The organism is Allobosea thiooxidans, assembly GCF_900168195.1.
In the GTDB taxonomy this organism is placed as follows: domain Bacteria; phylum Pseudomonadota; class Alphaproteobacteria; order Rhizobiales; family Beijerinckiaceae; genus Allobosea; species Allobosea thiooxidans.
Window position 1 is genome coordinate 434,769 of sequence record NZ_FUYX01000004.1, and the last position, 18,020, is coordinate 452,788.

General features: G+C 67.1%; 20 protein-coding genes and 1 tRNA gene. 12 read left to right on the forward strand and 9 right to left on the reverse strand.

Annotated elements, in window-relative coordinates; genetic code table 11:
* Position 1 precedes the first annotated feature (1 nt).
* Complete coding sequence (locus tag B5Y19_RS10270; RefSeq protein ID WP_055729824.1) at positions 2 to 610, reverse strand: 2-hydroxychromene-2-carboxylate isomerase; 609 nt, start codon at positions 608 to 610, stop codon at positions 2 to 4.
* A 247-nt stretch (positions 611 to 857) separates the two neighbouring features.
* Here B5Y19_RS10270 and B5Y19_RS10275 point away from each other — a divergent pair, with 247 nt between their 5' ends.
* Positions 858 to 2,090, forward strand: a complete 1,233-nt coding sequence (locus B5Y19_RS10275; protein WP_055729825.1) for an argininosuccinate synthase — start codon at positions 858 to 860, stop codon at positions 2,088 to 2,090.
* Between the two features lie 317 nt (positions 2,091 to 2,407).
* Positions 2,408 to 2,761, forward strand: coding sequence for a hypothetical protein (locus tag B5Y19_RS10280; RefSeq protein ID WP_055729826.1), 354 nt, complete (start codon positions 2,408 to 2,410; stop codon positions 2,759 to 2,761).
* Between the two features lie 15 nt (positions 2,762 to 2,776).
* Here the strand turns inward: B5Y19_RS10280 and B5Y19_RS10285 are convergent, their stop codons facing one another.
* The 5 genes from B5Y19_RS10285 to fabA form a co-directional block, all read right to left on the reverse strand.
* The gene (locus B5Y19_RS10285) at positions 2,777 to 3,022 is read right to left on the reverse strand and encodes a DUF2188 domain-containing protein (RefSeq protein ID WP_055729827.1); all 246 of its coding nucleotides are present in this window, start codon (positions 3,020 to 3,022) and stop codon (positions 2,777 to 2,779) included.
* 54 nt (positions 3,023 to 3,076) lie between these two features.
* On the reverse strand, positions 3,077 to 3,910 hold the full coding sequence (gene fabI / locus B5Y19_RS10290; protein WP_055729828.1) for an enoyl-ACP reductase FabI: 834 nt from the start codon (positions 3,908 to 3,910) through the stop codon (positions 3,077 to 3,079).
* Positions 3,911 to 4,049: 139 nt separating this feature from the next.
* Complete coding sequence (locus B5Y19_RS10295; RefSeq protein ID WP_055729829.1) at positions 4,050 to 4,319, reverse strand: DUF3303 domain-containing protein; 270 nt, start codon at positions 4,317 to 4,319, stop codon at positions 4,050 to 4,052.
* Positions 4,320 to 4,326: 7 nt separating this feature from the next.
* The gene (gene fabB, locus B5Y19_RS10300; RefSeq protein ID WP_055729830.1) at positions 4,327 to 5,553 is read right to left on the reverse strand and encodes a beta-ketoacyl-ACP synthase I; all 1,227 of its coding nucleotides are present in this window, start codon (positions 5,551 to 5,553) and stop codon (positions 4,327 to 4,329) included.
* 112 nt (positions 5,554 to 5,665) lie between these two features.
* The gene (gene fabA, locus B5Y19_RS10305; RefSeq protein WP_055729831.1) at positions 5,666 to 6,178 is read right to left on the reverse strand and encodes a 3-hydroxyacyl-[acyl-carrier-protein] dehydratase FabA; all 513 of its coding nucleotides are present in this window, start codon (positions 6,176 to 6,178) and stop codon (positions 5,666 to 5,668) included.
* Between the two features lie 283 nt (positions 6,179 to 6,461).
* Between fabA and irr the strand changes: the two genes are divergently transcribed.
* Positions 6,462 to 6,926: a Fur family transcriptional regulator Irr gene (gene irr, locus B5Y19_RS10310; protein WP_055729832.1), complete on the forward strand. Its 465-nt coding sequence runs from the start codon at positions 6,462 to 6,464 to the stop codon at positions 6,924 to 6,926.
* A 28-nt stretch (positions 6,927 to 6,954) separates the two neighbouring features.
* Positions 6,955 to 7,725, forward strand: a complete 771-nt coding sequence (locus B5Y19_RS10315) for a YbaY family lipoprotein (RefSeq protein WP_055729833.1) — start codon at positions 6,955 to 6,957, stop codon at positions 7,723 to 7,725.
* A 13-nt stretch (positions 7,726 to 7,738) separates the two neighbouring features.
* Here the strand turns inward: B5Y19_RS10315 and B5Y19_RS10320 are convergent, their stop codons facing one another.
* Positions 7,739 to 8,269: an SH3 domain-containing protein gene (locus B5Y19_RS10320; protein WP_055729834.1), complete on the reverse strand. Its 531-nt coding sequence runs from the start codon at positions 8,267 to 8,269 to the stop codon at positions 7,739 to 7,741.
* A gap of 189 nt (positions 8,270 to 8,458) precedes the next feature.
* On the opposite strand from B5Y19_RS10320, the gene B5Y19_RS10325 reads away from it, so the two are divergent.
* Positions 8,459 to 9,454 (forward strand): 2-hydroxyacid dehydrogenase, encoded by a 996-nt coding sequence (locus B5Y19_RS10325; RefSeq protein ID WP_055729835.1) that lies wholly within the window; start codon positions 8,459 to 8,461, stop codon positions 9,452 to 9,454.
* 12 nt (positions 9,455 to 9,466) lie between these two features.
* Here B5Y19_RS10325 and B5Y19_RS10330 read toward each other — a convergent pair whose 3' ends face one another.
* Together B5Y19_RS10330 and B5Y19_RS10335 are read right to left on the reverse strand one after the other, a co-directional pair.
* Complete coding sequence (locus B5Y19_RS10330; protein ID WP_055729836.1) at positions 9,467 to 10,147, reverse strand: HAD family hydrolase; 681 nt, start codon at positions 10,145 to 10,147, stop codon at positions 9,467 to 9,469.
* A 23-nt stretch (positions 10,148 to 10,170) separates the two neighbouring features.
* A complete protein-coding gene (locus B5Y19_RS10335) occupies positions 10,171 to 11,175 on the reverse strand; it encodes a complex I NDUFA9 subunit family protein (protein ID WP_055729837.1) in 1,005 nt (334 codons plus the stop codon).
* Positions 11,176 to 11,450: 275 nt separating this feature from the next.
* Between B5Y19_RS10335 and B5Y19_RS10340 the strand changes: the two genes are divergently transcribed.
* The 7 genes from B5Y19_RS10340 (at position 11,451) to mnhG (ending at position 17,982) form a co-directional block, all read left to right on the forward strand.
* Positions 11,451 to 11,535: transfer RNA gene (locus tag B5Y19_RS10340), tRNA-Leu, on the forward strand.
* Between the two features lie 446 nt (positions 11,536 to 11,981).
* Positions 11,982 to 14,885: a monovalent cation/H+ antiporter subunit A gene (locus B5Y19_RS10345; protein ID WP_055729838.1), complete on the forward strand. Its 2,904-nt coding sequence runs from the start codon at positions 11,982 to 11,984 to the stop codon at positions 14,883 to 14,885.
* Positions 14,876 to 15,217 (forward strand): Na+/H+ antiporter subunit C, encoded by a 342-nt coding sequence (locus B5Y19_RS10350; protein ID WP_079591419.1) that lies wholly within the window; start codon positions 14,876 to 14,878, stop codon positions 15,215 to 15,217. The genes B5Y19_RS10345 and B5Y19_RS10350 overlap by 10 nt, the downstream gene beginning before the upstream one ends.
* Positions 15,214 to 16,857, forward strand: a complete 1,644-nt coding sequence (locus B5Y19_RS10355) for a monovalent cation/H+ antiporter subunit D (protein WP_210190116.1) — start codon at positions 15,214 to 15,216, stop codon at positions 16,855 to 16,857. Before B5Y19_RS10350 ends, B5Y19_RS10355 begins: the two co-directional genes overlap by 4 nt.
* Positions 16,854 to 17,339 (forward strand): Na+/H+ antiporter subunit E, encoded by a 486-nt coding sequence (locus tag B5Y19_RS10360; protein WP_055729841.1) that lies wholly within the window; start codon positions 16,854 to 16,856, stop codon positions 17,337 to 17,339. Before B5Y19_RS10355 ends, B5Y19_RS10360 begins: the two co-directional genes overlap by 4 nt.
* A complete protein-coding gene (locus B5Y19_RS10365; RefSeq protein WP_055729842.1) occupies positions 17,336 to 17,617 on the forward strand; it encodes a K+/H+ antiporter subunit F in 282 nt (93 codons plus the stop codon). The genes B5Y19_RS10360 and B5Y19_RS10365 overlap by 4 nt, the downstream gene beginning before the upstream one ends.
* Positions 17,614 to 17,982, forward strand: coding sequence for a monovalent cation/H(+) antiporter subunit G (gene mnhG, locus B5Y19_RS10370; RefSeq protein ID WP_055729843.1), 369 nt, complete (start codon positions 17,614 to 17,616; stop codon positions 17,980 to 17,982). Before B5Y19_RS10365 ends, mnhG begins: the two co-directional genes overlap by 4 nt.
* Positions 17,983 to 18,020 lie beyond the last annotated feature (38 nt).

Below are 18,020 nucleotides of genomic sequence, written 5' to 3' on the forward strand. Positions count from 1 at the left end.
GTCAGCGCCCGTCCCGGGCCCATTCGAGCGCTTCCTCCAGGCGATCATCGCCCCAGAACAGCTCGCCATCGCCCGCCACGAAGAAGGGCGCGCCGAAGATGCCGATCGACTTCGCGTATTCGATCTCGGCCCGCAGCCGCCCCTTGACCTCCTCGCTGCGCGACAGCGGGATGGCGACATGCGGCTCGATCCCCGCCTCCCGCAGCGCCAGCGTCTGCACCGCCTCCTCGGCGATGTTCCTGCCTTCGCAGAACTGGGCCCGGAACAGAGCCTTCGAGAAGACCGAGGTCCAGCCGCCTTCGCGGCCGGCCAGGGCCAGCCTCGCCGCGGACAGCGAATTCTGGGGAAAATTCTCCGGCTTGACGAAATCGAGGCCCTGGCGCCGCGCCCGGCGAGCCGTGTCGCGCCACATATAGCGCCCCTTGCTGGGATAGAGCGCGAAGGGCGAGGTGTTCCAGCCCTGCGCGGCGAAGATCGGCCCCAGCAGGAAGGGCCGCCAGCGCAGAGCAATACCGGCCTCCTCGGCCAATTCTTCGATTCTGAGGGCGCTCAGGCAGGAATAGGGTGACGCGAACTCATACCAGAAGTCCAGAACGGGACGATTCGGCATTCAGCCTCCGAACAGGTCGTCATCATCTCGTGTCGCGCACCGGCGAGCCTGAACTCTCCGGAGCACGACCGCAAGCGCCCCGAATGGGCGCTCTCGGGAACGGGGCGCCGCCGCCGCCAACGCCGACCCATCACAGGACGGCGCGGGATCGATCAGAAGGTTCCGATTGCTTCGCCCCGAACCCTGCGATAGTGCGCCATTGCGTCCGAAACGCGGCCTGCGGGCCGCCAGCAGGAAATTGACCAAGATGGCTGACAGCAGCGTGAAGAAGGTCGTTCTCGCCTATTCCGGCGGACTCGACACCTCGATCATCCTCAAATGGCTGCAGACCACCTATCGATGCGAGGTCGTGACCTTCACCGCCGATCTCGGCCAGGGTGAGGAGCTCGGACCGGCGCGCGACAAGGCGCTTCTGCTCGGCATCAAGCCCGAGAACATCTTCATCGAAGACCTGCGCGAGGAATTCGTGCGCGACTACGTCTTCCCGATGTTCCGGGCGAACGCCGCCTATGAGGGCGTCTATCTGCTCGGCACCTCGATCGCGCGCCCGCTGATCGCCAAGAAGCTGATCGAGATCGCCGAGAAGACCGGCGCCGACGCCGTCTCCCATGGCGCCACCGGCAAGGGCAACGACCAGGTTCGCTTCGAGCTCACCGCCTACGCGCTCAAGCCCGACGTCGTGGTGATCGCGCCCTGGCGGGAATGGGACCTGCGCTCGCGCGAACAGCTCATCGCCTTCGCCGAGCAGCACCAGATCCCGATCGCCAAGAACAAGCGCGGCGAAGCGCCGTTCTCGGTCGACGCCAACCTGCTGCACGCCTCGTCGGAGGGCCGCGTGCTGGAGGACCCGGCGGTCGAGGTGCCGGACTACGTCTATTCGCGCACAGTCTCGCCGGAAGACGCGCCGGACAAGCCGACGATCATCACGATCTCCTTCGAGAAGGGCGACGCGGTCGCGATCGACGGCAAGAAGCTGTCGCCGGCGACGCTGCTCGCCAAGCTCAACGATCTCGGCCGCGACAACGGCATCGGCCGGCTCGACCTCGTCGAGAACCGCTTCGTCGGCATGAAGAGCCGCGGCATGTACGAGACGCCCGGCGGAACGATCCTGCATGCGGCGCATCGCGCGATCGAGTCGATCACGCTCGATCGCGGTGCGGCGCATCTCAAGGACGAGATCATGCCGAAATACGCCGAGCTGATCTATAACGGCTTCTGGTTCTCGCCCGAGCGCGAGATGCTGCAGGCGCTGATCGACAAGAGCCAGGAATTCGTCACCGGCGACGTGCGCCTCAAGCTCTACAAGGGCGGCGTCCATGTCATCGGCCGGTCGAGCGACTACTCGCTCTACGACCAGGACCTCGTCACCTTCGAGGAAGGCGCCGTGGCCTACGACCATCGCGACGCGGCCGGCTTCATCAAGCTCAACGCGCTGCGCCTGCGCACGCTCGGCCAGCGCAAGAAGAAGCTCGGTCTCTGACGAGCGCTTGTCGCGGGTGTCATCCCGTGCGCGCTGCGGCATGTGAATGCCGCTGCGCAGACACGGGACCGCGTGACGATAAAAGCTCCAATTACCCGGCGAGGTCAGACCACGCCGGGTTTTCTTTTTCTATGAGCGCGATCTTCCACGGTCATTTGGGCCTCGCGCCGAGGGCGAGACGGGAGGCTATCCGGCGCACGGTCCCGTGTCTGCGCAGCGGCACTTCGCGCCGCAGCGCGCACGGGATGACGTTGCCTTTTGAACCAGCGGGGCTCTGAGGCGTTCAGCACTCACCGATCAACCCGAGTGCTCCCCGCATGCTCCGCTTCGCCGCCACTGCCCTGATCTCCGCGACACTCCTGTCGTCTCCCGCTCTCGCACAAGAGGTTCCGCCAAAGAGCGAAAAGCCGGCCACGCCCGAGATCGCAACCTGCAAGAAGGCGGCGCTCCAGACGCTCCATGCGAAGGAACCGGAGATCAAGGACATCTATATCGACGAGGACGGCGCCACCGTCGCGGTGTCGGAAGCGAAGATCGAGGATATCCCGGTCACGCGCATCGTCATGGGCGAGGCCTATCTGCGAACGGACCGCTCGGACAAGCCGCGCCGCTTCCTCTGCCTGCTCGGGGAGATGGACAAGGTGCTGCTGACCTTCTTCACCGCCCGCTAGGCAGGAACCCGCTCGTCAGGGCTCGTCGATGACCTCGGTCGAGGGGCGGTCATGGCCGTCGGCCAGTTCCGCGTGCCACTGGCCATCCCTGTCCTGGTAGACGATGCCGTCCGTATGGCCGGCGATCGTCTGCCGCGCCGCCGCCCGCCTGGCCGCCTTCAGCGCCGCTTCGTGCGAGCGAAAGGTCTCCGACAGCACGTCCCCGACCTTGTAGGCCCAGCCGTCATCGTGCTGGACGATCTCATACCTGACCAAGGTCATCGCATGTCCTCCTTCCGACCGGAGGAGAACGATGGTCCCGACGCGGGGTTCCGTCTACTCCCCGTTGCCGCTATCGGCCGCCCGCAAGCCTTCGAGAACGGGCATCGAGGTGATGTGGTAGCCGGCGTCGACATGGTGGATGTCGCCGGTGACCCCACCCGACAGGTCCGAAAGATAGTACAGGGCCGAGCCGCCGATCTCTTCCAGCGAGACCGATTTGCGCAGCGGCGAATTGGCCCGCTGCCAGGAGAGCATGGCACGCGCATCGGAGATGCCGGCGCCGGCCAGCGTCCTGACCGGTCCGGGCGAGAGGGCGTTCACGCGGATGCCGCGCGGGCCGTAGTCGCCGGCGAGATAGCGCACGCTCGCCTCGAGCGCCGCCTTGGCCACGCCCATCACGTTGTAGTTCGGCATGATCCGGGTCGAGCCGCCATAGGTCAGGGTCAGCATGCTGCCGCCCCTCGGCATGCGTTCGGCGGCGCGCCTGGCGATCTCGGTGAAGGAGAAGCAGGAGATCACCATGGTGCGCGAGAAGTTCTCGCGGGTGGTGTCGGCGTAGAGGCCCTTGAGCTCGTTCTTGTCCGAGAAGCCGATCGCATGGACGATGAAATCGAGCGTGTTGCGTTCCGGATCGCCGCCCCAGGCTTCGTCGAGGGCAGCGAAGGTCGCATCGACCGAAGCGGTGTCCTCGACGTCGCAGGGGATGACGAGGCTCGAGCCGAGGCTCTCGGCCAGCGGCCGGACGCGCTTGCCGAGCGCATCGCCCTGATAGGTGAAGGCGATCTCGGCGCCGTGGGCGTGAAGCGTGCGGGCGATGCCCCAGGCAATCGAATTCTGGTTGGCGACGCCCATGATGAGGCCGCGCTTGTTATGCATCAGCGGGAGCATGGCACACTCTAGAAGGGAGTTTCAGGATCTGGTCCGACGGCGGGGGAAGAGAAAAACGCTGGGCAACTGAGGCTCGTCAAGCCTGAACCTCACCTTGCGATTGCACGTCCATTGCACGAGGCGAAAGGGCGCGACAAGGCTAGGACTTCAACACCGCGGCAGCCGCGGCCTTCGACGTCGCGACGGGTACGATCTCGAAACGCGCGAGGTCGCTCCACTGCAGAACCCATTCCTGCAGCAGGGCGACATCGTCGCATTCCATGATCTGGAAACAGCGCCCGAGATCGGCGGCGACCCAGCTTTCGACATAGCGCAGGCCTTCCGGCGCCATCCGCCCACGTTCCTGGAAGCGGACGTAGACGTCCTTCACGCGGGCCTGATCGAAATGCTCGACCACCATGAAGAGCATCGTGCCCTCAGGCCTCCAGGCGCTTCATTACGATCGTGGCGTTGGTGCCGCCGAAACCGAAGGAGTTGGAGAGCACACAGCCGAGCCCGGCATTGTCGATGCGCTTGCGCACGATCGGCATGTCGGCGAAGGCCGGGTCGAGTTCCTCGATATGGGCGCTCTCGCAGATGAAGTCGTTGTTCAGCATCAGCAGCGAGTAGATCGCCTCCTGCACGCCGGTCGCGCCGAGCGAATGGCCGGTGAGCGACTTGGTCGCGGAGATCGGCGGGCAGGCATCGCCGCTGCCGAAGACGTTGCGAATCGCGGAGATCTCCGGGCCGTCGCCGGCCGGCGTCGAGGTGCCGTGCGGGTTGATGTAGTCGACCTTCGCCTTCACCGTTGCCAGCGCCTGCCGCATGCAGCGCTCGCCGCCCTCGCCGGAGGGCTGGACCATGTCGTAGCCATCCGAGGTCGCGCCGTAGCCGACGACCTCGCCATAGATCTTGGCGCCGCGGGCCTTGGCGTGCTCGAGCTCTTCCAGCACGACGACGCCGGCGCCGCCGGCGATGACGAAGCCGTCGCGATTCAGGTCATAGGCGCGGGAGGCAACCGCCGGGGTGTCGTTGTACCGCGAAGACATCGCCCCCATCGCGTCGAAGAGGACGGAGAGCGTCCAGTCCAGCTCCTCGCAGCCGCCGGCGAAGATCACGTCCTGCTTGCCCCACTGGATCAGCTCGTAGGCGTTGCCGATGCAGTGGTTGGAGGTCGCGCAGGCCGAGGAGATCGAATAGTTGACGCCCTTGATCTTGAACCAGGTCGCGAGCGTGGCCGAAGCGGTCGAGGACATGCCCTTGGGCACGGCGAAGGGGCCGACCTTCTTGGAAGAGCCGCTCTCGCGCGCCTTGTCATAGGCGTCGATCAGGGCCCGGGTGGAAGGGCCGCCCGAACCCATGACGATGCCGGTGCGCTCATGGCTGACTTCGCCGGGCTCCAGCCCGGAATCGACGATCGCCTGCTCCATCGCCACATGATTCCAGGCGGAGCCGCCGCCATGGAAGCGCATCGCGCGACGATCGACGACGCTGGCCGCATCGAGAGTCGGCACGCCGGCGACACGGCTGCGAAAGCCGTGCTCGGCGAATTCGGCAACGTGGGAGATGCCCGATTTCGCCTCGCGCAGCGAGGCCAGGACCTCCTGCGTGTTGTTGCCGATGGACGAGACGATGCCCATCCCCGTGACGACGACGCGTCTCATGCTCGCTTACTCCAGCTGTCCGCACGCGGCGGGGCAAGCCCGGCCGCTCTGGATTCCTATCGCGCAAATGGACCGAGCGGCAGCTGCGCGCAAGGTCGGGCTGCGTTTTTCCTCAGGCCGCTTCCGGCTTGAAGAGGCCGACACGCATGTCGCTGACCGTATAAATCCGCTTGCCGTCGGCCTCGAGCCAGCCATCGGCGATGCCCAGGACGAGCTTCGACTTGAAGACACGCTTGAAGTCGACGCCATAGACGACCTTCTTCACCGTCGGCAGCACCTGGTCGGCGAATTTGACCTCACCGACGCCCAGCGCCCGGCCGCGGCCCGGCAGGCCGAGCCAGCCGAGGAAGAAGCCCGTGAGCTGCCAGAGCGCATCGAGGCCGAGGCAGCCCGGCATCACCGGGTCACCCTTGAAATGACAATCGAAGAACCAGAGGTCGGGCTTGATGTCGAACTCGGCGCGCACAAGCCCCTTGCCGTGCTCGCCACCCTCCTCGGCGATCTCGGTGATGCGGTCGAACATCAGCATCGGCGGCAGCGGGAGCTGCGCATTGCCAGGCCCGAACAGTTCCCCGCGACCGCAGGCGAGGATCTCCTCGTAGCTGAAAGACGACTGACGCTGCATTCCCGTTCCGCTCCTTTGCGCGAGCCCGGTTTCGGCCCGCGTATTCTCCGCCGTGCTAACACGCCCGGCGCCGGGAACGAAAGGGCGCAGGCGCCCCCAACCACACCCGCGGATCGAAAACCACCGCAAGCATGCGCCAGATCAAGGCCAGGACCGCAAGGACCCGCTAGATATGGGCGTCGCGCTTGCGACCGAGGAACCGAAGCCTTACATTTCTTAGGATGATTTCAATCAACGAGCGGAGCGTCGGGCGCCCGTTGCGGACAGGGACACGCTTAGCGGCATGAACGATCTGACTTCCCAGAGCCAGGGCTACGGATCGGCCTCGCGGCAGGGTTGCCCCTTCCACGACATCCGGCAAAAGCTGCGGCGCGTGGGCCTGCGGCCGACGCGCCAGCGTGTCTCTCTCGGCTGGGTTCTCTTCGCCAAGGGGCAGCGCCATGTCAGCGCCGAGATGCTCTACGAAGAGGCGATGCGGGAGCGCATTCCGGTTTCGCTGGCCACGATCTACAACACGCTGCGCCAGTTCACCGAGGCTGGCCTGCTGCGGGAACTGACGCTCGACGGCGCCAAGGCCTATTTCGATACCGCCGATCACCAGCATCATCACTTCGTCGTCGATGGCGAGAACCGCGTCATCGACATTCCGGCCGAGGAGATCGACGTCGCCAGCCTGCCGACGCCGCCCGAAGGCTATGAGATTGCCCGCGTCGATGTCGTGGTGCGCCTGCGCAAGATCGACGGCTGACCCCTCCCGCGCGAAAGGCCCCAGAACGATGCGCTGTCTCGACGCCGCGATCTCGCGGCGGGCTCTCGCCGGACTGCTGCTCGCCGCCGCCGGCCCCGCCCTCCCCGCTATGGCAGCGCCCCGCGTCCTGCGCGGCACGGTTTCCTATCGCGAGCGCATGGCGCTGCCGCCGGGCGCCATCATCGAGGTCAAGCTCCTCGATGTGTCGCTGGCCGACGCGCCCTCCCGCACCATCGCCGAAACCCGCGTCTCCGGGCGGCGCATCCCCGCGCCCTGGACGCTCCGCTTCGATTCGCGCCAGATCGAGCCGCGGCGCAGCTACGCGCTGCAGGCGCGCATCCTCGATCGCGGGCGGCTCCTCTTCATCACGACCGAGCGGCACAGTGTCTTCACCGGCGGCCCGGACAAGACCGACATCTGGGTCCAGCGCGTGGCCGGGCAGGATCAGCCCTCCCGCCCCGCCTCCTCGCCGATCGGGAACTGGCGCCTCGCCAGCCTCGGCGGCGCCGAAACGCCGGCCTCGATCACGACCACGATGGAGATCGCCAGCGATGGCAGAGTGTCCGGCCGCGGCGGCTGCAACGGCTTCGGCGGCAATGCGACGATCAGGGGCCGGACCATCCGCTTCTCGCGCATGGTCTCGACGATGATGGCCTGCGCGCCGGAGGTGATGGATCAGGAACAGCGTTTCCTGAAGACCCTCGAACGGGTGCAGCGCTGGACGATCCAGCAGCGAACGGGCCGTCTCGCCTTGCTCGACCGCGGCGGCAGGCCGTTGGCGACGCTGACGCCGCAGTAGCGGTCGGCGCGACTCAGTCGACCTTCTCGTTCGGATAGACGCCCCAGAGCCGCTCCTGGCGGATATAGCCGTTGATGGCGCCGACGCTGACGCGGCACCAGGCATTGGCACAGGAGGCGACGCTGATGACGACGCCCGGCTGCAGCCGGGCGACCACCGCCGCATCCTCCCCCGCCGTAGCGCGCATCGGAAAGACCTCGTCCTTCTTCTTCGACCATGGCGCGACGAGGGCGGTCCGCCGGCCGGAGAGCAGGCTGTGCAGCACCCAGCCCTCGGTGCCGTCGGCGTCGCGCACACGCCGCCACGTCTCGAACTCCGCCGTCACCTCCATGGGCAGGCCGGCCCGCTGATAGACCCAGCGCGTGCGGTGTTCCTTCGACGGGCCTTCGCGCAGATTCACGCGATCGGTCTTCAGGCTGACATAGCGCGGCACCGGCAGGCCGGTCACCGAGCCGGCCTGCATGTCCTGCGCGAAGGCGACGGTCGGCGCGCCAAGGACGCAGAAAGCCAACAGCGCAAGGCGCCGCATCGACAAGGCCTTCATCCACCACACTCCTTCTCGGCCGTTCCGCCCCCTGCGAAGGGGCAAGTTGTCATCCGTCGCCGTGCCGCCTAGACAACTGGAGAGCCGGGGGCGCAAGCGCTCCCGTTCCCGCTCATTCCTGGGCCAGCAGGGTTAATGGCGGGTTGAGGAAGTGCGGACGATACGGCCGATGACGGAAGGGTGACCGCCATGTCGAAGAAGAAGCCCCTGGTCGTGGTGACGCGCAAATTGCCCGCCGTGGTGGAAACCCGGATGCGCGAATTATTCGACGCGAAGCTGAACATCGACGACAAGCCGATGTCGCCGGCAGCGCTGGTCGAGGCGGTGAAGACCGCCGACGTGCTGGTGCCGACCGTGACCGACAAGATCGATGCCGCGATCATCGCCCAGGCCGGCGACCAGCTGCGCCTGATCGCGAATTTCGGCAACGGCGTCGACAATATCGACGTGGCAAGCGCCGTGCAGCGCGGCATCACCGTCACCAACACGCCAGGCGTGCTCACCGACGACACCGCCGACATGACGATCGCGCTGATCCTCGCCGTGGCCCGGCGCATCGCGGAAGGCGCCCGCGTCATCCCCGACGACGACTGGGCCGGCTGGTCGCCGACCTGGATGCTCGGCCGGCGGATCACCGGCAAGCGACTCGGCATCGTCGGCATGGGCCGGATCGGCCAGGCTGTGGCGAAGCGCGCCGCGGCCTTCGGCCTCTCGATCCACTACCACAACCGCCGCCGGGTCGATCCGCGCATCGAGGAGAAGCTCGACGCCACCTATTGGGATTCGCTCGACCAGATGCTGGCGCGGATGGACATCGTCTCGGTCAACTGCCCGCATACGCCCGCGACCTACCACCTGCTCTCGGCCCGCCGCCTCAAGCTGATGAAGCCGGATGCGATCCTGGTGAACACCGCCCGCGGCGAAGTGGTCGACGAGACCGCGCTCGCGCGCATGCTCGAAGCCGGCGAACTCGCCGGCGCCGGGCTCGACGTGTTCGAGAGCGAGCCGGCGGTCAATCCGCGCCTGCTCAAGCTCGCCCGCCAGCACAAGGTCGTGGTGCTGCCCCATATGGGCTCGGCCACCCATGAGGGCCGCGCCGACATGGGCGAGAAGGTCATCGTCAACATCAAGACCTTCATGGACGGCCACAAGCCGCCGGACCGCGTGCTGCCCAGCATGCTCTGAGCGAGGCCGGGGTCAGGCGGCCGGCAGCTCCGCGAGCCGCGCCGCCGCGGCCGGCCAATCGTCATAGCCGTCGATCACCACCGCGGCGCCCGCGGCCAGCAGGCGTTCGCGCATGCGCACCTTGTCATGAGCCACGCCGATAAAGCCTGCTACCTGCATGCCGGCGGCCCTGGCAGCCTGCACGCCGGGCACCGAATCCTCCAGGATCAGGCATTGCCCCGGCCCCGCGCCCATCTGCGCCGCGGCGAACAGGAAGACGTCCGGCGCGGGCTTGCCGCGCGCGACCTGCGAGGCCGAGAAGACATGCGGATCGAACAGGTCGAGCAGGCCCGCCAAGGCGAGGTTGTGGCGCAGAGGCTCGAGCGTCGTCGAGGAGGCGACGCAGCGGCGGCCGGACAGAGTTGAAACCGCCTCCCTCACGCCCGGCAGGGCACGCAGCTCCTGTGCGAGACGCCCCGCTACCGCGGCCTCGATCCTCGCCTCGAAATCGCCCGGCAGGGATCGCCCCAGCGCCGCTTCGATGACCTTGAAGCCATCGGCCAGCGGAATGCCGACCAGATGCTCGACATAGTGATCGAGCGTCCAGTTCCTCAGGCCGATCTCATGGCAAAGGGCGAGGCTGACCTCCGCGTACAGCGTCTCGGTGTCGATCAGCGTGCCGTCGCAATCGTAGATGACAAGCTCGAACGGCACGGGCGCCTCCCGAGTCTCGCCCCTCAGTTCGCGCGGGCGGTGTCGAACTGGCCGGTCTTGCGGAAGCGCCAGAGATAGGACGAGACGATGGCTTCGACCGAGGTCGGCGCGATGCCGAGCCCGGCGAAATCACGGCCCTCGGCGGCGGCGGCCGCGGAGACGACGTTGTCGCTCTCGAGCAGCGTCACCTGATCGCGCGTCAGCACCAGCTCGTCCGGGATGAGGCCGAGCGTCAGCATGTCGGCGAACTGCAGCACGCTGCCCATGATCCGCGCGAGCGGGAACGGCAGCGGGGCCAGCAGGCGCTTGCGACCGATGATGCGGCAGGTCTCCTCGACGATCTGGCGCAGGCTGAGCACCTCCGGACCGCCGAGCTCGTAGACGCGCCCACCCTCGACCGTCCCGTCGATGGCGCGGGCGACAACCTCCGCGACGTCGCCGACGAAGGCAGGCTGGAACTTCGTCGCCCCATCGCCGACCAGCGGCAGCACGGGCAGCATCCGCGCCATGGAGGCGAAGCGGTTGAAGAAGGTATCCTCCGGCCCGAACATCACCGAAGGCCGGAGCACGACCGCGCCGGGCACGGAAGCGAAGACGGCCGCCTCCCCTTCCGCCTTGGTACGGGCGTAGGACGAGCGTGATTCGGCCGCGGCGCCAAGCGCCGAGACATGGACGAGGCGGGCGATTCCGGCGGCGGCGCAGGCCTGGGCCACCGCGCGCGAACCGTTCGCCTGCACGGCGGAGAAGCCCTGACGGCCCTGCTCCTGCATGATGCCGACCAGATTGACGACGGCATCCGCCCCCTTCACCGCGGCCGCCACCGAAGCGGGATAGCGCAGATTGGCCTGCACGGCGTGGATCTGGCCGACGGTTCCGATCGGCTGCAGGAAGCCTGCGAGATCGGGACGGCGCACCGCGACGCGCACCCTATAGCCGCGCTTGGCCAGCGCGCGCACGACATGGCGGCCAACGAATCCGGAACCGCCGAAAACCGTGACGAGTTGCTGGGCCGGCGCCTGAGAGGCCATCGCGAAAGCTCCGCTTAGAATGCTTGTGACCTCCTAGATCATGTTCCGCGAAAGTGGAAATCCCTTTTGCGGCAAACCGCAGCCCTGCCCTGCGCCTGCGGCATTACGCCCGATGATGGGGCGGCGAGCCCGCCCAAACGTCATCCGACCGGCCGGTTTCGCCTCGCGGCGACGGCGCGGCGGGACGATTTCCACAGCCGCGCCCGAACGCACCGCATTTCCTTTTCACAAGCCCGTTGACAGGGCGACTCGGCCCCCGTAAACGAACCGCCGTTGCCCAGGTGGCGGAATTGGTAGACGCGCTGGTTTCAGGTACCAGTGGTGAAAGCCGTGGAGGTTCGAGTCCTCTCCTGGGCACCACCCCCTTCTCGCTTATGCGAGGAAGAGGTGAGTGTTGATAAGGGTTTGCGTGAAACGCGATTTCACCCGCTTCCCTTTCGGTACGCCGTCTCTTTGCCAGCAAGGACGGCCGCTGCTACCCCGAACATCAAGGTCTCCCAGGCCATCGCTGCCGCGCATGTCTTCGGACAGAGCGTGACGCTGCCGAGCTCCGACGAGAACACCGCTGCGACCATTCGCGACGACGCGTCGCCTCGCTGAAAACAAGATCCCGAAATTGGGCCGGTCACGCTTCGACTGAGGCGATCGGCCTGCGCGGGCGGCGACCGCCAGCCCGTACCCATCCGAATCCAGGCGACAATCGTGCGCAGGGGAGCCGATGTCGCAGGCGCGACGCGTCCGCTCGTCATTGGCGGATCAGCTTCGGTAGCCTAAGAACACACGAATCATCACACCCAAGGAGAACGATGGCGCTTTCCCCGCTAGTCCTGATTCTGGTTCTGCCTTTCGTCGCCAGCCTGGCCATGGTCGTGGTGCGGGGGGGCCGCGAGTCGGCGACCTGGATTACCGGGGCAACCATGGTCGCCTGCCTGGCCCTGGCGATCTCGCTTTATCCATCCGTCAGCAGCGGGAACGTCGTTCGGCACCAGATCGAGTGGATCCCCTCCCTCGGGCTCAACTTCACGCTCAGGATGGACGGCTTCGCCTGGATCTTCGCGGTCCTTGTCAGCGGCATCGGCGTGCTGGTCGTCATGTACGCCAGATACTACATCTCGGCCGAGGACCCGGTCCGCCGCTTCTATCTCTTTTTCCTGGCGTTCTCGGGCGCGATGCTGGGTGTGGTTCTCGCGGGGAACCTCATCCTGCTGGTCGTGTTCTGGGAGCTGACCAGCATCTTCTCGTTCCTGCTGATCGGCTACTGGCATCATCTTCAGGCGGCGCGCGACGGCGCCCGCATGGCGATGACCATCACCGGCATGGGAGGTCTCGCCCTGCTGGCCGGCGTGCTCCTGCTCGGCCATATCGTCGGCAGCTACGACCTCGACGTGGTGCTCCGGTCCGGAGACCTCATCCGGTCGCATGAGCTTTACGTCCCGGCGCTCCTGCTGATCCTGCTCGGCACGCTGACGAAGAGCGCGCAGTTCCCCTTCCAGTTCTGGCTGCCCAACGCCATGGCCGCGCCAACGCCCGTCTCGGCGTTCCTGCATTCGGCCACCATGGTGAAGGCGGGCGTCTTCCTGATGGCGCGGCTGTGGCCGGTGCTCGCCGGCACGCCCGAATGGTTCATGATCGTGGGCATCGCGGGCATGGCGTCGCTCGTGCTCGGGGCCTATCTGGCCATGTTCCAGCACGACCTGAAGGGGCTTCTCGCCTACTCCACGATCAGTCATCTCGGCCTGATCACGCTGCTGCTCAGCCTCGGAAGCCCGCTCGCCGCGGTGGCGGCGATCTTCCACATGATCAACCATGCGACCTTCAAGGCGTCGCTGTTCATGGCCGCCGGCATCATCGACCATGAGACCGGCACGCGCGACCTGCGGCGGCTTTCCGGCCTGTTCCGCTACATGCCGATCACGGGCACGCTGGCCATGGTGGCGAGCGCCGCCATGGCGGGCGTGCCGCTGCTGAACGGCTTCCTGTCGAAGGAGATGTTCTTCGCCGAGGCCGTGGAGACCCACGCCGATTCATGGCTCGACACGGCCGCGCCCTATGCCGCCGTGCTCGGCAGTGCGCTGGCCGTGACCTATTCGCTCCGGCTGATCCACTCGATCTTCCTGGGAACGCCGCCCGAGAGCTTTCCGCGCGAGCCGCACGAGCCGCCGTTCTGGATGCGGTTCCCGGTCATGTTCCTGGTCGTCGCCTGCCTTGTCATCGGGACGATCCCCGCCCTGACCATCGGCCCCTTCCTTCACGTGGCCGTGTCGTCCGCGCTCGGCGCCGCCACGCCGCAATACAGCCTGGCGATCTGGCACGGCTTCAACATTCCGCTGATGATGAGCGTGGTCGCGCTGGTATGCGGCGCGCTTCTGTATTTCGTCGCCGGCAATTATCTCGAACGCTCCGAGCGCCCCCTGCTGCTCGGCCGGATCGACGGCCAGCGCATCTTCGAGCGGGTGATGGTCGCGATCTCGTGGCGATGGGCGCGCCTGATCGAGGAGATCTTCGGCACCACGCGGCTCCAGCCGCAAATGCGCCTGGTCGTTGCGGCCGCCTTTGTAGCGGGCGCCGCCGCCGTGTTCGCCATCGGGCTCGACCTCACCTCCGACCGCGGCGGAACCGTCGATCTCGCCTTCACCGGTCTCTGGGGCGTGGGCGTCACCTGCGCGATCGCGGCTGCGTATCTGGCCAAGTTCCACCGCCTCGCGGCCCTCGCGCTGCTGGGCGGCACGGGCCTCGTGACCTGCCTGACCTTCGTCTGGCTCTCCGCGCCGGACCTCGCCGCGACCCAGCTCGTCGTCGAGATCGTGACCACCGTGCTCATCCTGCTCGGTCTGCGCTGGCTGCCCAAGCGCTCGCCGGCCCTGGCCGAACCGGGCGACTGGTCGTTGCGGCTGCGCCGTTTCCGCGACCTGGCGATCGCCGTCATCGCAGGGCTGGGCATGACGGTTGTCTCCTATGCCGTGATGACCCGCACGCCGCCCGAGACGATCGCCAGCTTCTTCCTGGAGAAGGCCTATGCCGAAGGCGGCGGCCGCAATGTCGTCAACGTCATCCTCGTCGACTTCCGCGGGTTCGACACGCTCGGCGAGATCACGGTGCTCGGCATCGTGGCGCTGAGCGTGTTCGCCCTGCTGCGGCGGTTCCGCCCTGCCCCCGACACGATCGAACGCCCCGAGCAGCAGCTCATCCAGCGTTCCTTTGACGAGGCCGAACCGAACACCGAGGCCGAAGCGACGAAGGAGGAATATCTCTACGTGCCGTCCGTGATCATGCAGTGGATGTTCCCCGTCATCATCGTGCTGGCCGCCTATCTGTTCCTGCGCGGACACGATGCCCCCGGCGGAGGCTTTGCGGCGGGCGTCGCGATGGCGGCCGGCTTCATCCTGCAATACATGGCGGCGGGGACGGTCTGGGTCGAGGACAGGCTGCGCATCCTGCCGGTCGCCTGGATCGGCGGCGGCCTGTTGCTGGCGGCCTTCACCGGCGCGGCCGCGATCCTGTTCGGCGATTCGTTCCTCAACTCTTACTTCCGGTATGTGGAGCTGCCGCTCATCGGAAAGGTGCCGTTGGCGAGCGCCACCTTCTTCGACCTCGGCGTGTTCAGCCTCGTGGTCGGCGCGACGGTGCTGATGCTGATCGCCATCGCCCACCAATCGATACGCCGCCTGCGCGCGGCCCGCCTCGGAGAGGAGCGCCAACGATGGAACTGACGCTCGCGATCGCCATCGGAGCGCTTACGGGATCCGGCGTCTGGCTCGTCCTGCGCCCGCGCACCTATCAGCTCGTCATCGGCCTCTCGCTGCTCTCTTATGCGGTGAACCTGTTCATCTTCAGCATGGGCCGGCTGACGGTCGGCGCGCCGCCCGTTCTCGGCCCCGGCGGTGCCGGGAATCCGGCCGACTACGCCGACCCGATTCTGCAGGCGCTGGTGCTCACCGCGATCGTCATCGGCTTCGCCACGACCGCATTGCTGCTGGTGGTCCTGCTCGTCGCCCGCGGGCTAACCGGCAACGACCATGTCGACGGGCGAGAGCAGCGCTGATGGAGTGGACGAGGCATCTCCTCATCGTTCCGATCCTGCTGCCGCTCGTCACCGGAGCGGGGCTCCTGCTGATCGACGAACTGCGTCACACGCTCAAGGCGCTCCTCAACCTCGCCTCCTGCCTGCTCCTAGTGGCCACGGCGGCCGCGCTGATGCACATGGCCGACGGCACTCCGGGCGAAGGCGGCGCCCTGTCCCTCTCCTATGCCGTCGCCAACTGGCCGGCGCCCTTCGCCATCGTGCTCGTCCTCGATCGGCTGTCGGCACTGATGCTGGCCCTGACCTCGATCCTGGCCGTCGCCGCGCTGGTCTTCTCGATGGCGCGCTGGCACCGGGCCGGGCCGCATTTCCACACGCTCTTCCAGTTCCTGCTCATGGGGCTTGGCGGCGCGTTCCTGACCGGGGACCTGTTCAACCTCTTCGTCTTCTTCGAGGTCACGCTCGCGGCGTCCTACGGGCTGCTGCTGCACGGTTCCGGCGCGTTCAGGGTCCGGGCCGGGCTGCACTACATCGCGATCAACCTGGCGGCGTCGCTGCTTTTCCTCGTCGGCGTCAGCCTGATCTACGGGATCGCTGGAACGCTGAACATGGCGGACCTCGCTGTCCGCCTGCCCGGAATCGCGGCCGACGACCGGGGGCTCGTCTATGCGGGCGCGGCGATCCTCGGAATCGCCTTCCTGATCAAGGCGGGGATGTGGCCGCTCTGCTTCTGGCTGCCTTCCGCCTATATGGCCGCGGCTGCGCCGGTCGCGGCGATCTTCGTGGTGCTCACCAAGGTCGGCGCCTATGTGCTCCTGCGCCTCACTCTGCTGCTCTTCGGCGCCACGGCGGGGGTCTCGGCCGGCTTCGGCGGGCCGGTGCTGCTCTGGGGCGGCATGGCGACCATCGCCTTCGCGACATTCGGCATGCTGGCATCCCAGGCGATGGGCAAGCTCGCCGGCTACAGCGTCCTGATCTCGGCAGGCACCCTGCTCGCGGCGGTCGGCCTGGGCGACACTGCTGTCGTCTCGGGCGCCCTGTTCTATCTCGTCAGCTCGACCTTCAGCACCGCGGCCTTCTTCATGCTGATCGAGCTGGTGGAGCGGGCGCGCGCACCGGGCGCGGACCTCCTGGCGGTCACCATGGAAGCCTATGGCGACGAAACCGACGAGGACGAGGTCGAGGAGCATGACGACGAGGAGGTCGGCGTGGCCATGCCCGGAGCACTCGCCATACTGGGCGTGTCGTTCGGCTGCGTCGCGTTGCTGCTCGCCGGCCTGCCGCCGCTCTCGGGCTTCATCGCCAAATTCGCCATGCTGACCGGCATGCTGAACCCGTCCGGTCTGGGCTCGCCCGCCGAGATCCCGGGGCGCGTCTGGCTGCTTGCCGCGCTGATCATCCTGTCCGGCCTGGCGGCGCTGATCGCGATGATGCGAACCGGCATCCAGACCTTCTGGGCGCCGCTGGAGACGATCGTGCCCCGCGTACTGGTGGTCGAGGTCGCTCCGATCATCGGGTTGCTGGCGCTGTGCACGCTGCTCGCCGTGCAGGGCGGCGCCCTGCTCGACTACACCGAGGCCGCGGCCCGCGCCCTGCATGCCCCTTCGACCTATATTCAGGGCGTATTGGCGACCGGCCATCCCGCGGGCGTCTCGCGATGAGCCGCCTGTTGCCCTATCCGGTCCTGACCGCGCTGCTGCTGCTGATGTGGATGCTGCTGACGTCCTTCTCGGTCGGGCAGTTCCTCCTCGGCGGCGCCGTCGCCGTGGGCGCTTCCCGCGCCATGGCGGCGCTTCAGCCATCCAAGCCACGGCTGAGGCGCTGGCAGCTCATTCCGAAGCTCCTGGGCGTCGTCACCTTCGATATCCTGCAGTCGAACATCGCGGTCGCCAGCATCATCCTTCAGGGCAACCGCCGCGAGCGGATCCCGGGTTTCGTCGCGATCCCGCTCGATCTGCGTGACAAGACGGGGCTCGCCGTGCTCGCCTGCATCGTCACCAGCACGCCGGGGACGGCCTGGGTCGAATTCGCCCCCGATACGGGCGTCCTCCTGATCCATGTGCTCGACCTTGCCGACGAAGCCGAATGGGTCTCCGTGATCAAGCAGCGCTACGAGCAGCCGTTGATGGAGATATTCGAATGACGGCGGCAATCCTCCTCTGGGCGGTGACGGCCGCCCAGGCCATGCTCGTGGCCGCCATGGCCTGCAGCGCCTACAGGCTGATCCGCGGGCCGCGCGCGCAGGACCGCGTGCTGTGCCTCGACGCCACCTATGTCAGCGCCATGCTGCTGATCCTGACGATCGGCATTCGCACCGGCAGCGCGATCTATTTCGAGGCGGCCCTGATCATCGCCGTACTGGGCTTCGTCTCGAGCGTCGCCCTCGCCAAGTTCCTCATGCGGGGCGAGGTGATCGAATGAACCACCTCGAAGATCTTCCTGCCTGGGCGGCCCTTCTGACGGCCTTCCTCGTCGTTCTGGGCGCGGGGCTGACCCTCATCGGAGCGATCGGCACGTTGCGCTTCCGCAGCTTCTTCGAGAGGGTGCACGCACCGACCCTGGGCACGAGCTGGGGGACCGGCGCGATCCTGCTCGCATCGGCCGTTTGCTTCTCGGCGCTGGGCTCACGCCCCATCATCCACGAGATCCTGATCGGCGTCTTCATCACCGTCACGACACCGGTGACGCTCATGCTGCTCGCGCGCGCCACCATTTATCGCGATCGAACCGAGGGAAACGAGGGCGTGCCGCCGCGCTCCCTCCTGCGCCACCCGCACGATGCTTAAAAGGGAACTGGCGTCCGGGTTCTGACCGCCTCCGAGCA

Excerpts from the sequence above, each read along its gene's own strand:
- B5Y19_RS10345 (WP_055729838.1), top strand. The coding sequence starts at position 11,982 with ATGGCGCTTTCCCCGCTAGTCCTGATTCTGGTTCTGCCTTTCGTCGCC.
- B5Y19_RS10315 (WP_055729833.1), top strand. The coding sequence starts at position 6,955 with ATGCGCTGTCTCGACGCCGCGATCTCGCGGCGGGCTCTCGCCGGACTG.
- B5Y19_RS10365 (WP_055729842.1), top strand. The coding sequence starts at position 17,336 with ATGACGGCGGCAATCCTCCTCTGGGCGGTGACGGCCGCCCAGGCCATG.
- B5Y19_RS10325 (WP_055729835.1), top strand. The coding sequence starts at position 8,459 with ATGTCGAAGAAGAAGCCCCTGGTCGTGGTGACGCGCAAATTGCCCGCC.
- B5Y19_RS10285 (WP_055729827.1), bottom strand. The coding sequence starts at position 3,022 with ATGACCTTGGTCAGGTATGAGATCGTCCAGCACGATGACGGCTGGGCC.
- B5Y19_RS10280 (WP_055729826.1), top strand. The coding sequence starts at position 2,408 with ATGCTCCGCTTCGCCGCCACTGCCCTGATCTCCGCGACACTCCTGTCG.
- B5Y19_RS10295 (WP_055729829.1), bottom strand. The coding sequence starts at position 4,319 with ATGCTCTTCATGGTGGTCGAGCATTTCGATCAGGCCCGCGTGAAGGAC.
- fabA (WP_055729831.1), bottom strand. The coding sequence starts at position 6,178 with ATGCAGCGTCAGTCGTCTTTCAGCTACGAGGAGATCCTCGCCTGCGGT.
- B5Y19_RS10360 (WP_055729841.1), top strand. The coding sequence starts at position 16,854 with ATGAGCCGCCTGTTGCCCTATCCGGTCCTGACCGCGCTGCTGCTGCTG.
- fabB (WP_055729830.1), bottom strand. The coding sequence starts at position 5,553 with ATGAGACGCGTCGTCGTCACGGGGATGGGCATCGTCTCGTCCATCGGC.
- irr (WP_055729832.1), top strand. The coding sequence starts at position 6,462 with ATGAACGATCTGACTTCCCAGAGCCAGGGCTACGGATCGGCCTCGCGG.
- fabI (WP_055729828.1), bottom strand. The coding sequence starts at position 3,910 with ATGCTCCCGCTGATGCATAACAAGCGCGGCCTCATCATGGGCGTCGCC.
- B5Y19_RS10350 (WP_079591419.1), top strand. The coding sequence starts at position 14,876 with ATGGAACTGACGCTCGCGATCGCCATCGGAGCGCTTACGGGATCCGGC.
- B5Y19_RS10275 (WP_055729825.1), top strand. The coding sequence starts at position 858 with ATGGCTGACAGCAGCGTGAAGAAGGTCGTTCTCGCCTATTCCGGCGGA.
- B5Y19_RS10270 (WP_055729824.1), bottom strand. The coding sequence starts at position 610 with ATGCCGAATCGTCCCGTTCTGGACTTCTGGTATGAGTTCGCGTCACCC.
- B5Y19_RS10335 (WP_055729837.1), bottom strand. The coding sequence starts at position 11,175 with ATGGCCTCTCAGGCGCCGGCCCAGCAACTCGTCACGGTTTTCGGCGGT.
- mnhG (WP_055729843.1), top strand. The coding sequence starts at position 17,614 with ATGAACCACCTCGAAGATCTTCCTGCCTGGGCGGCCCTTCTGACGGCC.
- B5Y19_RS10320 (WP_055729834.1), bottom strand. The coding sequence starts at position 8,269 with ATGAAGGCCTTGTCGATGCGGCGCCTTGCGCTGTTGGCTTTCTGCGTC.